Below are 14,961 nucleotides of genomic sequence, written 5' to 3'. Positions count from 1 at the left end.
TGCCCGGCAGCTGCGCCCCGCCGGCGCGCATGAACCGGAACCGGACGTCGCGGAAGAAGTGGTCCGGCGGGTTGGCGGCGTTCTCCGTCATGCCGTAGATCCAGCCGGACGCGCGGTAGGTCGGTGCGCCGGAGGTCGTGGCGAAGTTGACGCTGATCGACTCGTCGGCGGCGGCCGCGGGCGACGTCGCGGTCAGGCTGACGCCGGCGGCGAGGGTCAGGGCGGCGGCGATGACACCGGGTCGGCGCCATCGCCGGACGTTGGGCAGGTGCACTGGGATCTCCTCTGTCGTCGGGCGGAACAGGGGATGCACCGTCACCGGGCACCGGCGGCGCGCTCGGCGTGCGCGGCGTGCCGGTACGTGGCCGTGGGGGCTGGAGGATCGCGACCCGGGGCGGGGCGGGGGGATGGTGGGCCCACGTTGTCGAATCGATTCGTGTGAACGGTAGGGCAGCCCACTCCCCGTGTCAACGGAACTCGGCGCCGACCGTGTCAAAGCACGCTTGACGCCGCTACGACGACGACTATCGTCGATGCGAATCGGTTCGACCATGAAGCCGGAAACGGGGTGCCGGCGATGCCGGCACCCCGTTGACCCGCCGCTTCCCGTCAGATCGTCGCGCGTCTCGCGGCCGCGACGAGGCGGTCGCGCTCGGAGGCGGTGAGGACGCCGGTCACCCTGAGCAGGGTCGCGTAGACCGTCGTGTACAGCACCAGGGCGGCCCGGTTCGGCCACGCGGCCTCGTCGAGGAACAGGTCCTCGATCGTGCAGCCGCCCGCCACCGGCCTGTTCGGCACGCCGCTGTCGGCGTCGCGGACGGCGACCGTCGCCGCCGGGTCGGGGTGCCGGCACGGCCCGCCGGGCAGGTCGTACCGGAACAGCTCGGTGAGACCGTTGCCGGAGTTGACGTACACGTCACCGTTGGGGTGGACGTCGACGTGCCGCGACGCCTGGGCACGCAGCACGAACCGCTGTCCCGTCGCCGGGTCGATGCGGGCGAAGCTCTGCCCGCCGACGGTGGCGTACAGCATCCGGTCGACCGGGTTGAACGCGATGTCGCCGACGATCGGGGTGCCGGTGCCGTAGCTCCACCGCGTGGTCACCTGCGCCGCGCCGACGTCGAGGGAGAACACCTCGTTGGCGGCGGTGCCCCACAGCCGGCCGGCGTCGTCGAACGTCAGCCCGGAGACCACCGGCCTGCCCGGAGCCGGCACGACCTCCCACAGCTTGCGCTTCTCCGCGATCGACCAGGCGAACACCTTGCCCTCGGTGGTCGTGGGCACGGTCGCGCTCTGCCCGCCGTAGATCGAGGTCGCGCCGTAGACGATGCCGTCCCGGTAGGCCAGGTCGACGATGCTCTGGTCCTGGGAGACGTTGCGTTCCTTGGTGATCTGCTGGCCGGTGGCCGGGTCGTAGATCACGAGGTAGCCGCCGAGGAGGTTGATCTCGGGCATCGTGCCGACGGCCACGTACTGTCCCGTGGACACCATGCCGCGCGGGCGGATCTGCAGTTCGGGCTTCATCGTGAACAGCAGTTCCGGGTTGGCGGCCGGCTGCGGCTCCGGGCTGGGCGAGTAGTCCGGGCTGTTCCACGGCTTCCCCGGGTCGTAGCCGTAGAGCCGGGCGTCGGGGTAGACACCCACGTACAGCTTGTCGCCGTGGCTGACCATCGCCTCGCTCTGGCCGAACGTGTGGAACTCGGTGGTCGCACCGGTGTTCTGGTCGACCGCGGCGAAGCCACCGTTCAGGTAGCCACCCGTGTAGACGCGCCCGTCGGGGCCGTCGGAGATCGCGGTGATCTCGATCGGCTCGCCCTGGATCGTGGTCTGCACGAACGAGTGGGCACCGGTGGTCGGGTTGTAGCGGAACATCAGGCCGCGCCAGAGCAGGCCGACGATGCTGCGCCCGGGGTAGTCGGGCAGGCCCAGTTCGGCCCAGCCGATGCCGCGGGTGTTGCCGATGCGGCCGGAGACCGTGAGCGGCGTCGTGGTGACGGTCTTCGTCGCCGGGGTGTAGCGCACCAGTCCGTTGCTCTTGAGCAGGTAGATGCCGCCCTGCCCGTCGGACGGGCTCACCTCGAGGCCGTGTGCGGAGTCGAGCCGGTCGTGCCACTGCCCGGCCGCGATGTCGTACACGTACAGCGGACCGGGGTTGGCGCTGCCGTAGCGCGCGTACAGGTAGCCGTCGACCGCGTCGAGGTCGTACACCCACGTGGTCGCGGGGTCGAGGCCGGTCGGCTGCGGGATGACGCGCTTGGCGCCGCTGGCGATGTCGACCTCGGTGAGGTATCCGGGCGCCTCCGAGCCGACGTACACCTTGTCGCCCCACAGCGCGATCGCGCGGCCGTACGCCTGCGTCGGGTGCACCTTGCCGTAGTCGCGCACCTGGCCCCCGGGCGAGCGGCTGAACAGCTTTCCGCCGCCGAACGTGCCGCCGAAGACGGTGCCGTCGGCGGCGACCTTCACGTCCCAGATGAAGTGCTCGCTGGCCAGCGGCCGGCCGAGGTCGACGACGCCGCCGGTGCGGGTCCACCGGAACAGCCTGCCGTCGTTGTAGGTGCCGACGTAGATGGTGCCGTCGGGGGCGGCGTCGATCGCGTAGGAGCCGCCGGCGCCGGGCAGGTCGTAGCGGGCGACGGCGGTGCCGGTCGCCGGGTCGACGGCGTTGAGGTGGGCCGGCGCGCCGGACGAGACGCTCCACAGCACCGGGGTGCCCGACGGCCCGGGAGCCACGGTGCCGCCGATGAGGAGCACGTCCTGCAACGGGACGCCGAGGGAGGCCAGCCGCTGCTGTTCGGCGGCCGACGCGGGAACGGTCGGTGGGGTGGTGGGCGGTGGCACGGCTGCCGCGGCGGCCGGTGCCGTCGCCACGGTCACGACCGACGCGACGAGCAGCGCCGTCGTCGCGGCGGCCAGGGTTCGCCTCATGAGGGCTTCCTCTCGGTGGTCCAAATACGGCCCTGACCGAAACCTAGAGATCGCGTAGTCGGACGTCAATAGTTTCCGACTTGCGGACGGGACCGTTATCCGAGAACCGTCGCGAGGACCGCGACGACGTCGGCCGCCTCCTCCGGCGGGGCCATCAGCACCCGCTGCTCCACCCAGAACACCCGCCGCGACGCGGCCTCGGCGGCGGGGCAGTCGGTAACCCGGGCCGGGCCGTCCGCCACGGCGGGCAGCGAACCCAGCGGCGGGTAGCCGCGGTGCAGCGGCAGCCCCTCGGCGGCGGCCGCCGCGATCAGCCGGGCCCGGTCGACGGGCTCGTCGCACCGCAGCATCAGCAGGTGCCGCGAGTCGCGCGTGGTGCCCGGCGGCTGCGGCACCACCTCCACCGGCAGGCCGGCCCGCCGCAGTCCGGCCGATACCGCCCCCGCGAAGGCCTCGCGCCGGTCGAGCTCATCGTCGAGGCGGTCGAGCCAGGGCAGCAGGAGCGCGGCCTGCAGCTCGGTGAGCCGGAGGTTCCAGCCGACGTCGGGGTGCTCGTACCAGGCCCCGCCGCGGCGGCGGCCGACGTTGCAGAGCGCCCACACGCGGTCCCGGATCTCGGGCCGCCGGCACACGACCAGGCCGCCCTCGCCGGCTGTCATCGCCTTGCCGGACTGGAAGCTGAACGTTCCGGCGTCACCGAGACCACCGACGGGCCGGCCGCGGTACGACGCGCCGTGCGCCTGCGCGCAGTCCTCGACCACCGCCAGTCCGCGCGCGGAAGCCAGCGCCAGCAACGGATCCAGGTCGGCCGGGCTGCCGGCGAGATGCACCGGCATCAGCGCCGCCGTGCGCGGGCCGGTCGCGGCCCGCGCGGCGTCGGCGTCCAGGTGCAGGTGGACCGGGTGGACGTCGACGATCACCGGGACCGCGCCGGCGAGCAGGACCGAGGTGGCGCACGCGACGAACGTGTAGGCGGGCACGATCACCTCGTCGCCCGGCCCGACCCCCAGCGCCTTCAACGCGACGAACAACGCCATCGTGCCGTTGGTCACCGGTACGCCGTACGGAACGTCGCAGGCCGCGGCGAAGCGCCGCGCGAACGCGTCGCCGTGCGGGCCCTGCGTGGCGCCCCAGCGTCCGCTGTCGGCGACGGCGAGCAGCAGGCGGCGCTGGTCGTCGTCGAGCGGCGGCGGCCAGGACGGCCACGGCCGCGTGCGGACCGGGGTCACGGCCCGACGATCCCGCCGAGGGTGCCGCCGAGCACGACGGCGCGGTCGTCGTCGGTGAGCGGGGCGAGCAGCACCCGGCCGAGCCCGACGCGCAGGTCGAGGAACGAGGCGTCGGAGCCGAACACGACCCGTCCGGCGCCGAGCATCCCGACGAGGCGGGCCACCCAGCGGCCGGTCATCCGCGAGCCGCACGTCTCCAGGTACACCGAGGGCACGTCGGCCACCAGCCGCGCCGCGCGGTGGAAGCCCTCGGGGAGGAGCCCGGCGTGTCCCATCAGGAGCGGCACGGTCGGGTGGCGCCGGCCGACCTCGGCGAACCGTTCCGGGTCCGACCACGGGGTGCCGGTCTGCCCGTGCGCGAGGACCGGGACGCCGAGTTCGAACACCCGCCCGTACCGGGGATCGGTCAGCGCGCAGCGGTGCACGTCGGGGTGCAGCTTCACGCCCCACACGGCGGGATGGTCGAGCAGGCCCTCGTCGAAACGCTGGTGCGGGTTGGCGACCAGCCAGACCTTGAGCCGGCCGGGAAACGCGTCCGCGGCCTCCAGGGCGCGGCGGTTGCCGGTGGGCGCGTCGACGCCGACCGCGAGCAGGTGCGAGACGCCGATCGCGGTGACACCGAGGCGGTCGGCCATGGCGACGAGGTCCCCGGCCCGCGGCGCCGGGATGTGGAAGTCGGCCCAGGGCCCGAGGTGCCCGTGCGCGTCGAGGATCACAGCTCGTCCAGCGTCCGGAACGCGATGTGCTCCACGGTCTCCGGCGGGAGGTCGAGGTGGTCGAGCTGGAACCGCGGGCCGCCGTCGTCGAGCACCGGCGCGCCGGTGCCGAACACCAGCCGGCCCGCTCCCCCGTTGGCGTGCAACCACTCGACGCCACCCTGGGTGGTGAGCGTCCCCGTCTCCACATACAGCCGCCTCGTCGCCCGGAGCAGCTCGCGCAGTTCGCGCAGGCGCCGGAAGCCGGGGTTCACGACCAGCACGGTCAGGTCGCGGTACTCGGTGGTCGACGCCCGGAGGGCGGCCGGGGTCGTCTCGTCGAGGTCGACCACCACCGCGAGACCCTGTGCCGCCAACGCCTTCAGCCACCGCGCCGCCACCGGCCCGCCGAGGTCGAACCGGTGCCGCGACGGGCACAGGCGCACCATCCGCACCCCGTTCCACCGCCACCTCGCGAGGGTGTCCATCGTGGACGGTACGAAGCCCGGCACCAGCACCGGCACGGGAGCCAGCCGCTCGTGCCGCGCCCGGAACAGCTCGTCGTTGCCGCCCGCCGGGTCGGCGAACAGGCTCCAGGTGTGGGTGACGTACGCGCGGCCGATGGCCAGCCGGTCGAGCTCGGCCACCAGCCCCGCCACCGTCGCCGAGGGCACGTCGTCGAACGGGAGCGGGCCGAGCAGGCGGTGCGCGTCGGTGACCATCAGCCCTTGAGACCGGTGGTGGCGATGCTGGTCACCAGGTACCGCTGGAGCAGCGCGAAGACCAGCAGGCACGGCAGCACGGTGACCGTCGCGCCGGCCATGAGCTGCGCCAGCGGAACGTCCTCTCCGTGCAGGGTGGCGAGGCCGACGGTGAGCGTGCGCATGTCACCGGACTGCGCGACGACCAGCGGCCACAGGAAGTCGTTCCAGTGCCACAGGAACACGAACACGCCGAGCGTGGCGAGAATCGGCCGGGTCAGCGGAAGCACGATCTGCCAGAACGTGCGCCACTCCCCCGCACCGTCGACCTTCGCCGCGTCGAACAGCTCGTCGGGCAGGCCCCGGATGAACTGGCGCATCAGGAACACCGCCTGCGAGTTCGCGAGCGTCGGCACGATGAGGCCCCAGTAGGTGTCCAGACCGTCCATCTTGGACACCAGCACGAAGTACGGGATCAGCATCGCCTGGAACGGCACCATGATGGTCGCGATGAACGACCACAGCAGCACGTCGCGGCCCGGGAACCGCTTCTTCGCGAACGCGTAGCCGGCCATCGCCGCGGTGAGCAGGATGACCACCACCGACACGACCGAGTAGACGATCGAGTTGACCGTCCACTGGAGGAAGCCGGAGCTCGACACGACGGCCGAGAGGTTGTCCAGCGTCAGCGTCCGCGGCCACGCGTACGGCACGGTCGGCTCGTTCGCCGGCGACAACGCGACGACGACCATCGCCAGGAACGGCGCGACCGTCAACAGCGACAGCACGGTCAGCAGCCCGGTCAGCCAGAGCTGGCGCGGACGCGCGCGCCGGCGGACCTCGGCGGTGGCGACGGCGGTCGCGGGCTTCTCGCGGGCGGGTGCGAGCGTCATGTCTCCTCCCGGTCGAGCACGAACCGTTGCACGAGCGAGAACGCGAGCACGATGAGGAACAGCACCACGCCCATCGTGGCGGCGTAGCCGAAGTCGAAGAACCGGAAACCCTGGTCGAACAGCCCGTAGACGAGCGTGTAGCTGGCCCGGGTGGGTCCGCCGCCGGTCATCACGTAGATCGTGTCGAAGACCTGGAACGCGCCGATCGTCTCCACCACGAGCACGAAGAACAGCGCGGGGCGCAGCAGCGGCAGCACGATCGACCGCAGCCGTTGCCACGGGCCGGCGCCGTCCATCCGGGCGGCCTCCAGGTACTCCGTCGGAATCGCCTTGAGACCCGCGACGAGGATCAGCATCGAGTACCCGAAGCCCTTCCAGGCCGACACGACGGCCAGCGACGGCAGCACCAGCGCGGTGTCGCCGAGGAAGTCGACCGGCCCGACGTCGACCTTGGCGAGCAGACCGTTGAGCAGACCGTCGAGCTGGTACACCCACAGCCAGATGACCCCGGCCAGCACGAAGCTGGTGACGTACGGCAGGAACAGCGCGCCGCGGAACAGCCCGACGGTGCGCACCATCGCGTTCAGCATCAACGCGGTCGCGAGCGACAGCACGACGGTCAGCGGCACGTACACCGCCGCGTAGACCAGCGTGGCGCGCAGGCTGGCGTGGAACACGGGGTCGTCCATCAGGCGCTGGTAGTTGTCGGCGCCGACGAACTCCCAGTCCCCGCTGATCTTGTAGTCGGTCAGGCTCATGCCGACGGCGCCCAGCGCCGGCACGAACCTGAATACGACGAACAGCACCAGCATCGGCAGCACGAACAGCAGGCCGGCCGCCGGCTCGCGCCACCGGTACCGCCAGGGCGGGTCGGCCTTCATCAGCTGTTGCCGAGGAGGGCGTTCGCCTCCTTGGCGGCGTCGTCCAACGCCTGCTTGGCGGTCTTCCTACCCTGCAACGCGGCCTGGATCTGCGGGGCGAGCACCGACATGACCTGCCGGGCCTTCGGGTGGGTGTCGCCGGCGTAGAGCAGCGGCAGCGCCTCGGCGAACTGTCTGGCGGCCGGGTCGTCGCCGGCCACCTGCACGTCGGTGCGGGTCGGCATGAACCCGGACGCCTTCGCCAGCCCGCCGATCACGTCGGGAGTGGCGAGGTACGCGAGGAGCTTCCTCGCCGCGGCGGTGTTCTCCGACCGCTTGGACATCACGACACCACCGGGCAGCCCGAACGAGACCCGCTTCCTACCCTGGATCGGTTGCCCGACAACTACTTTGTCGGCACCGAGCGCGGTGCGGATCGGCGCGAGCTGGCTCAGCTGGGCGACCGGCATGATGGCGGCCTTGCCGGTGACCACGGGGCTGCCGTCGAGCGTGCTCTTCTGGGTGGCCGCACCCGCCGGAAGGCCGCCGGCCTTCTGCACGTCGAGGAGGAACTGCAGGGCCTCCACGCCGGCCGGCTGGTTGAACGCGACGGACCTGCCGTCCTTGGCGAAGACCTGGCCCTCGTTCTGCCACAGCCACGGGTAGAACGTGAGGTTCAGGGTCTCCTCCGGAGCGCCGACGTAGTTCAGCGTCGCCGCGCCCTGTGCGGCGAGCTTCGGCGCCGCGGCCCTGATCTCGTCCCAGGTGTCGGGGACGTCGGTGATGCCGGCCTTGTCGAGCAGGGCCTTGTTGTAGACCGGCAGCGTCGAGGTGTTGTAGATCGGGACGCCGTACAGCTTGCCGTCGACCGACAGCGCGTTCCGGGACGTCTCGACGAACGTGTTCTTCGCCCCGTCCAGCGCGCTGTCGACCGGTTCCAGGGTGCCCTGCTCGACGTACTGCGGGATCTGGTCGGGTCCGAGCACGACGAGGTCGAAGCCCTTGCCGGCGGCCAGCGCCGTGGTGACCTTCTCCTGGCGCCCTTCCCAGGGCTGGAGCTCGATCTTCGCGTCGATGCCCTTGTTGGCGGCCTCGAAGTCCTGCTCGACCTTCGCCCAGAACTCCTGGCTCTTCGCCTGGTCGGCGATCACGGGGTACATCCAGAGGGTGACCGATCCGCCCGACCCGCCACCGTCGTCGTCACCGCCGCACGCCGCGAGGGTGCCCACCAGTAAGGCGGCCAGCCCGGCCGCTGCGATTCTTCTCATGACGCGCCCCCATCTGGATACCGGCCCAGACCGAAACCTAGGCGGCACATTGAGCGGCGTCAAGACCATCGTCGGGGTCGCCGCCGTGCCGTGACCTGGCATTAGGTTCGACCAATGCGGATCGCGATTGCCGGGCTGGCCACCAGCCACCCCTACACCGACGCGGCCGGCCTGCGCGGGCACGCCGACCTGACCGTCTGGGAGTCGGACCCCGCCCGGCTGCGCCGGTTCCTCGACCGGCACCCGACCGTGCCGGTCGCGGACGACCTCGCCGGGCTGCTCGCCACCGACCCCGACGGCGTGGTGCTGACGGTGCCGACGCCGGGGGTGGCCGCCGCCCTCGCCGAGGTGCTCTCCCGCGACCTGCCGTGCTTCGTCAACAAGCCGGCGGCGGCGACCGCCGCCCAGCTGGCCGCGCTCGACGAGGTCGTCGCCAAGGCGCCCGACCGGGTGCTGTCGACCTCGGTGCTGCGCTTCGCGCCGGGACTCGCCGGGCTGTCGGTGCCGCGGGCGGCCGTCACGTCGGCGCGGGTCACCGTGCGCCACGACGTCGGGCTCTGGGCGACCGGATACAACCCGTGGCAGGACGACCCGGCCGAGGGCGGCGGGACCCTGGTCACCATGGGCCTGCACGGGGTGGAGATCCTGGTCGCCCTGCTCGGCGCCGACGTGGAGCTGGTGTCGGCGGTGCGGGCCGTGCGGCGGTACCCGACGCTGCGCTCGGAGGACACCGGGCTGCTCCTGCTCCGCTGGGCCGACGGGGTGGCCGGCGTCGTGGAGGTGCTGGGGGCCAGCGACACCGAGTCCTACGACGTCACGCTGCACACGGCGGCCGGCGACGAGGGCGTCGTGCTCGCCCCGGGCAGCACGGGCGACGCGGGCAATGCCGCCGGCGCGGGCGGCGCGGGCGGCGCGGGCGGCGCGGCCGAGGTGTCGCTGGGCTACCGCGACACCCTCGCGGCGTTCCTCACGATGGTCGGCGGCGCGCCCAGCCCGGTGCCGTGGGAGCAGACCCGCGCCGTCCTCCGCACGCTGGTCGCCGCCCGGGCGGCGGCACCGGTCGATCCTTGACGATCGCGCCGGAACCCGGTTACGGTCGGGACCGTTAACCGAGAGGGGTCGAATGCGATCGTCTGCCGAACTCGACGAACGACTCTCCCGGCCGCGGGACGCCCTCGTGACCGACCTGCGCGACCTGGACGGTGACCTGCTCGTCCTGGGCGCCGGCGGGAAGCTCGGGCCGAGCCTGGTGCGCCTGGCCCTGCGCGGCATCGCCGCGGCCGGCACCGGCGCCCGGGTCGTCGCGGTGTCGCGGTTCTCCGAGCCCGGGTTGGCCACGGCGCTGCAGGCCGAGGGCGCCGACGTCATCGAGGCCGACGTGTCCGACGACGAGGCCCTCGGCCTGCTGCCCGACGCCGCCAACGTGGTCTTCCTGGTCGGGTCGAAGTTCGGCAGCACCGGCCGGGAGGCCGCCACGTGGGCCACGAACGCGTACCTGCCCGGCCGGGTCGCCGAGCGGTTCCGCGGCTCGCGGCTGGTGGCGCTGTCGACCGGCAACGTGTACCCGCTCGTGCCGCCGTCCTCCGGTGGATGCACCGAGGACACGCCGGTCGGGCCGGTCGGCGAGTACGCGATGTCGTGCCTCGGGCGGGAGCGCGTCATCACCCACCTCGCCGGCCGGTCCGACACCCCGGCCGCGTTGATCCGGTTGAACTACGCCGTCGAGATGCGCTACGGCGTGCTGATCGACATCGCGACGGCCGTGCACGACGGCAAGCCGGTCGACGTCGGCACCGGGCACGTCAACGTGGTGTGGCAGGGCTACGCCAACGAGGTGACGCTGCGGGCACTGCGGCACACGGGCGTCCCACCGCTGGTGCTCAACGTCACCGGACCCGAGCTGCTGTCGGTCCGAGACCTGGCGACCCGCTTCGGCCGGCTGCTCGACCGCGAGCCCGGGTTCACCGGCACCGAGGCGCCGACCGCGCTGCTGTCCGACGCCCGGCGCTGCCACGAGCTGTTCGGACCGCCGGACGTCGGCGTGGCCGAACTGCTGGAGTGGACGGCGGCGTGGGTCGCCGACGGCGGACCGCTGCTGGGCAAGCCGACCGGCTTCCAGCGCCGCGACGGGAAGTTCTGATGGCCAGCCCGGCCGTCGACGCGATGCGGGTGCCGGCGGGGTTCGCCCGCGGCTGCGTCATCCCGGCCCACCCGCTGGCCCTCGACGCCGACGGCCGGCTCGACGAGCGGCGCCAGCGGGCGCTGAGCCGGTACTACGTGGAAGCCGGCGCCGGCGGGCTGGCCGTCGGGGTGCACACGACCCAGTTCGCCATCCACGACCCCGAGGTCGGGCTGCTGCGGCCGGTGCTCGAACTCGCCGCCGAGGTCGCGGCCGGGTACGCCCGGGAGACGGTGCTGGTCGCCGGGGTCTACGGGCCGACGGCCCAGGCGGTCGCCGAGGCCGAGCTGGCCGCCTCGCTCGGGTACCACGTGGTGCTGCTCCCCCCGTACCCCGGTCTCGACGAGCAGGGCCTGCTCGACCGGGCCCGCGCGGTCGGCGAGGTACTGCCCGTCGTCGGCTTCTACCTGCAGCCGGCGGTCGGCGGGCGCGAGCTGTCGCGCGACTTCTGGGCGCGGCTGGCCGCCACCGAGTCCGTCGTCGGCATCAAGGTCGCGCCGTTCGACCGGTACCGCACGCTCGACGTGCTGCACGGCGTGGTCCGCTCCGGACGCGCCGGCGAGCTGGCCCTCTACACCGGCAACGACGACCACATCCTGGCCGACCTGGTCGCTCCGCACCGGGTGGTCGTCGACGGTCGCACCGTCGCGGTGTCGTTCGTCGGCGGCCTCCTCGGGCAGTGGGCGGTGTGGGCGCGGCGCGCGGTGGAGCTGCTGGCCGAGGCCGGGCGGGCGCGCGCCGGTGACGACGCGGCCCTGCGCCGGCTGCTGACGCTCGACGGGCACCTCACGGACGCCAACGCGGCCCTCTTCGACGCCGCCAACCGGTTCCACGGCTGCATCCCGGGCATCCACGAGGTGCTGCGCCGGCAGGGTCTGCTGGCCGGACGCCGGTGCCTCGATCCGGCCGAGGACCTCTCCCCCGGCCAGCTCGCCGAGATCGACCGGGTGCTCGCCGCCTACCCGCACCTGACCGACGACGAGTTCGTCGCCGAGCACCGCGACCGCTGGCTCGCCTGACCTCGACGTCAGGCCGCGTCCCGCCGGCGCAGCCAGTCGAGGATCACCCGGTTCGTCTCCTCCGGCAGCTCCTGCTGGATCCAGTGGCCGCAGTCGAGGCCGACCACGTCGACGTCCGGCACGAACTCCGACAGCCGTTCGGACCTCGCGACCGTGTCACGGTCGCCGTAGACCATGAGGGTGGGCTGCCGGACGACCGGGTCGACGTCGGCCAGCAGGTGCCAGTTGCGGTCGAGGTTCCGGTACCAGTTGATGCTGCCGGTGAACCCCGTGGACGCGAAGGCGGAGACGAACACGGCCAGTTCGTCGTCGCTCATCAGGGGCTCGCCGGGTGGTGTCTCCAGTCCGGCGAGGTCGATCAGCGGCATCCCCGCGGGCGCGTTCCTCCGGTAGAGGTTGCGCAGGAACCGGGACGGGTCCGCGTCGAACACGGCGTCGGCGACCCCCGGATGCCGGTTGAAGTGGACCAGGTGGGAGCCGCCGCCGACCACCTCCTTCAGGAACTCGACCCAGGGTCGTTCGCCGCGCTCCTGGTACGGAAGGCTCAGGTTGACCACCCTGTTCACCCGCTTCGGATGCAACAGGGCCAGGCCCCACACCACCATCGCGCCCCAGTCGTGGCCGACGAAGGTGGCGTCCCCGTATCCGTAGTGGTCCAGGAGCGCGACCAGGTCGCCCGTCAGGTGCCCGAGGTCGTAGGCAGTGACGTCGGTCGGGCGGGACGAACCGCCGTAGCCCCGCTGGTTCGGGACGATGACGTGGTAGCCCGCCGCGGCGAGGGCGGGCACCTGGTGGCGCCAGGAGAAGGCGTGCTCCGGCCAGCCGTGGCAGAGCACGACGGGCCGTCCCGCACGGCCCGCCTCGAACACTTCGAGCCGCACACCGTTGACCGGAATGAGAGTGGATTCGAACATGCCGCCATCCTGCGGACCGGAACCGGTCATCCCCTGACCGGTTTTCCGGGCAGTGTCGTCGGCATGCGAGCCGACCGGCTGATGGCCGTCCTCTTCCTGCTGCAGCGACGCGGGCACGTGACGGCGGCTGAGCTGGCCCGGGAGCTGGAGATCTCCGAACGCACCGCCCGCCGTGACCTCGACGCCCTGGCCATGGCCGGTGTGCCGGTGTACTCGACGCAGGGCCGGGGCGGCGGCTGGCGCCTCGTCGGCGGCGCCCGCACCGACCTGTCCGGGTTGACCGCGGGTGAGGCCCGCGCCCTGTTCCTGGTCGCCGGCCCGGCCTCGGCCGCCACACCGGCCGTGAAGGCGGCGCTGCGCAAGCTCGTCCGGGCCCTGCCGGAGCCGTTCCGGACGCAGGCCGAGGCGGCGGCGTCGGCGTTGGTCGTGGACCCGCCCCGGTGGGGGTACCCGCGGGTCGAGCGCCGGACCCCCCGCTTCCTCGACGACCTTCAGGACGCGGTGATCCGCGGCGTCCAGGTGCGGCTGCGCTACGTCGACGGCGCGGGCACCGACACCGCGCGGACCGTCCACCCGCTGGGGATCGTCGCCAAGGGCCACTGGTGGTACCTCGTCTGCCACACCGGTGCCGGCCGGCGGACCTTCCGGGTCGACCGCGTGACGGCGGCCGACCCGATCGACGACCCCGTGCACCGGCCCGCGGAGTTCGACCTCGCCGTCACCTGGCGCGAGATCGCCGACGAGATAGACCGCCGGCGCACGCCGCTGCGGATCCGGGCGGTGTGCGCCACCGACGGCCTGGGCCGCCTGCGGATGATGCTCGGCGACCGGCTGGAGGTCGGCGGCGCCACGACCGACGGCCGCGTCGAGGTCGAGATCCGTGGCTACAACGAGTACGCCCTCGCCGGCGAGCTCGCCGGGATGGTCGAGTGGGTCGAGGTCACCGGCCCTCCGGACGTGCGCGACCGGCTGGCCTCCATCGGCGCCGCGCTCGTGGAGCGTTACCTCAGACCGTGATGCGGTAGGCGGTCAGCGGACGGCCGCTGCCGCCCGACAGCAGGTTGCCGGTGCGCTCGGCCAGCCCGGCCAGCTCCAGCCGGTGCAGCATGCGGCGGGCGGTGCGCTGCTGCACCGCCAGGCGCGCCGCCACCTCCCGGGTGGTCAGCGGCTCGGAACCGGCCGCCTCCTGCGCGGCGATCAGCCGCTCCAGCGTCGACACCGAGATGCCGACCCGCTGGGCCAGCACCGGCAGCCGGGTCTCACCGGCGGAGACCGGCATCGCCGACTCCAGTACCACGTCGGCCTCGCCGCGCAACGACAGCACGGCCGCCACGTCGCCGAGCCGGCGGGCCCGCGCCAGCGCCCGCCGCGCCAGCGTCTCCGCCTCGGCCGAGCTGCGCCCCAGACCGAACCCGACCCGCACCACGTCGTGGCGGTCGGCCAGTCGCCGCAGCATCGGCAGCGAGGTGAACCCGCCCGTCACGGCGTGCACCGGCCCGCGCGTGGTGACGAGCAGGTACGTGTCGCCGGTGTAGCGGGCCACGCTCCCGGCGAGCGCGTTCGCCTCCTTCGACAGGCCGTCGTCGCCGCCGGGCAGCTCGACCAGGCCGAGAACGAGCTGGGCGTCCTCCTGGGCCTGGCTGTCGGCGTGCAGCATCAGCTGGCGGGCGGCGATGCGCACCGAGTGCGCCGACGGCACCAGCCGCAGCGCCGGCATCTCCGTCACCAGCACCTCGTACGCCGAGCTGAGACAGGTGACGGCGACGTGGGTGCCCCGCGTGCCGCGGCGGGCCCGCCGGTGGAACTCGACCACGTCGGCCGAGTCGACGCCGCTCTGGTAGGGCAGCGTCCGGACGCCGGCGGTGGGCACGCCCGCCTCGCGCAGCGTCGCGGTGACGTCGGCCGACGGCACGGTGTCGATGGACATGCGGCTGACGTCGTGCCCGTCGCGCAACAGCCGCACCATCGCCTGCAGGAGCGTCGCGCCGGTGTAGTCGACGAAGGTGGCCGGCCGGGTGAGCACACCGGCCTCGCTCGCCATCGTGTACGGCACCACGCCGGTGAACAGCCAGGCGTCGACCGAACCGGCCCGCGCCTCGACGAGACCGACGGCCTGCGACTCGTGGTCGTAGTCGAACCGGTGCGCGACCACGGCCGGCTGCTCCTCGCAGATCGCGGCGACGTCGTCGACCAGATCGTGCGGACCGACGACGCCGATCTCGATACCCACGGGAACAGGTTACGGTCGGGGCCGGTAAACCCGAAAGGCAGGTGC

Annotated in this window: 13 protein-coding genes and 1 pseudogene; 4 read left to right on the top strand and 10 right to left on the bottom strand. The window is 73.0% G+C overall.

Annotated elements, in window-relative coordinates; all coding sequences use genetic code 11:
• The 8 genes and pseudogenes from Voc01_RS36940 to Voc01_RS36905 all read right to left on the bottom strand — a co-directional run.
• Nucleotides 1-274, bottom strand: a pseudogene (locus Voc01_RS36940) (beta-xylosidase); the annotation flags it as partial.
• A gap of 335 nt (nt 275-609) precedes the next feature.
• Nucleotides 610-2,928, bottom strand: a complete 2,319-nt coding sequence (locus Voc01_RS36935) for an NHL repeat-containing protein (protein ID WP_203932314.1) — start codon at nt 2,926-2,928, stop codon at nt 610-612.
• A gap of 95 nt (nt 2,929-3,023) precedes the next feature.
• On the bottom strand, nt 3,024-4,157 hold the full coding sequence (locus tag Voc01_RS36930) for a DegT/DnrJ/EryC1/StrS family aminotransferase (RefSeq protein ID WP_203932313.1): 1,134 nt from the start codon (nt 4,155-4,157) through the stop codon (nt 3,024-3,026).
• Nucleotides 4,154-4,873, bottom strand: a complete 720-nt coding sequence (locus Voc01_RS36925) for an amidohydrolase family protein (RefSeq protein ID WP_203932312.1) — start codon at nt 4,871-4,873, stop codon at nt 4,154-4,156. The genes Voc01_RS36930 and Voc01_RS36925 overlap by 4 nt, the downstream gene beginning before the upstream one ends.
• Nucleotides 4,870-5,574 (bottom strand): amidohydrolase family protein, encoded by a 705-nt coding sequence (locus Voc01_RS36920; protein ID WP_203932311.1) that lies wholly within the window; start codon nt 5,572-5,574, stop codon nt 4,870-4,872. Before Voc01_RS36920 ends, Voc01_RS36925 begins: the two co-directional genes overlap by 4 nt.
• Nucleotides 5,574-6,446, bottom strand: a complete 873-nt coding sequence (locus Voc01_RS36915; RefSeq protein ID WP_203932310.1) for a carbohydrate ABC transporter permease — start codon at nt 6,444-6,446, stop codon at nt 5,574-5,576. The genes Voc01_RS36920 and Voc01_RS36915 overlap by 1 nt, the downstream gene beginning before the upstream one ends.
• Entirely contained in the window at nt 6,443-7,327 is an 885-nt protein-coding gene (locus tag Voc01_RS36910; protein WP_203932309.1) for a carbohydrate ABC transporter permease, read from the bottom strand. The genes Voc01_RS36915 and Voc01_RS36910 overlap by 4 nt, the downstream gene beginning before the upstream one ends.
• Entirely contained in the window at nt 7,327-8,574 is a 1,248-nt protein-coding gene (locus Voc01_RS36905; protein WP_203932308.1) for an extracellular solute-binding protein, read from the bottom strand. The genes Voc01_RS36910 and Voc01_RS36905 overlap by 1 nt, the downstream gene beginning before the upstream one ends.
• 114 nt (nt 8,575-8,688) lie before the next feature.
• Here Voc01_RS36905 and Voc01_RS36900 point away from each other — a divergent pair, with 114 nt between their 5' ends.
• From Voc01_RS36900 to Voc01_RS36890, 3 genes are all read left to right on the top strand, one after another.
• Entirely contained in the window at nt 8,689-9,645 is a 957-nt protein-coding gene (locus Voc01_RS36900) for a Gfo/Idh/MocA family protein (RefSeq protein WP_203932307.1), read from the top strand.
• 106 nt (nt 9,646-9,751) lie between these two features.
• Nucleotides 9,752-10,714 carry an NAD-dependent epimerase/dehydratase family protein gene (locus Voc01_RS36895; protein WP_203932306.1) on the top strand — a complete coding sequence of 321 codons (963 nt, stop codon included), beginning with the start codon at nt 9,752-9,754 and terminating at the stop codon, nt 10,712-10,714.
• A complete protein-coding gene (locus tag Voc01_RS36890) occupies nt 10,714-11,772 on the top strand; it encodes a dihydrodipicolinate synthase family protein (protein ID WP_203932305.1) in 1,059 nt (352 codons plus the stop codon). Before Voc01_RS36895 ends, Voc01_RS36890 begins: the two co-directional genes overlap by 1 nt.
• A gap of 8 nt (nt 11,773-11,780) precedes the next feature.
• Here Voc01_RS36890 and Voc01_RS36885 read toward each other — a convergent pair whose 3' ends face one another.
• The gene (locus tag Voc01_RS36885; RefSeq protein ID WP_239160753.1) at nt 11,781-12,686 is read right to left on the bottom strand and encodes an alpha/beta fold hydrolase; all 906 of its coding nucleotides are present in this window, start codon (nt 12,684-12,686) and stop codon (nt 11,781-11,783) included.
• A gap of 63 nt (nt 12,687-12,749) precedes the next feature.
• Between Voc01_RS36885 and Voc01_RS36880 the strand changes: the two genes are divergently transcribed.
• Entirely contained in the window at nt 12,750-13,703 is a 954-nt protein-coding gene (locus Voc01_RS36880; RefSeq protein WP_203932303.1) for a helix-turn-helix transcriptional regulator, read from the top strand.
• Here the strand turns inward: Voc01_RS36880 and Voc01_RS36875 are convergent.
• Complete coding sequence (locus tag Voc01_RS36875) at nt 13,693-14,916, bottom strand: response regulator (RefSeq protein WP_203932302.1); 1,224 nt, start codon at nt 14,914-14,916, stop codon at nt 13,693-13,695. The genes Voc01_RS36880 and Voc01_RS36875 overlap by 11 nt on opposite strands.
• Nucleotides 14,917-14,961 lie beyond the last annotated feature (45 nt).

It is taken from the genome of Virgisporangium ochraceum, from assembly GCF_016863655.1.
Taxonomy (GTDB): Bacteria; Actinomycetota; Actinomycetes; order Mycobacteriales; family Micromonosporaceae; genus Virgisporangium; species Virgisporangium ochraceum.
This window is presented reverse-complemented; position numbering and strand designations above follow the sequence as displayed.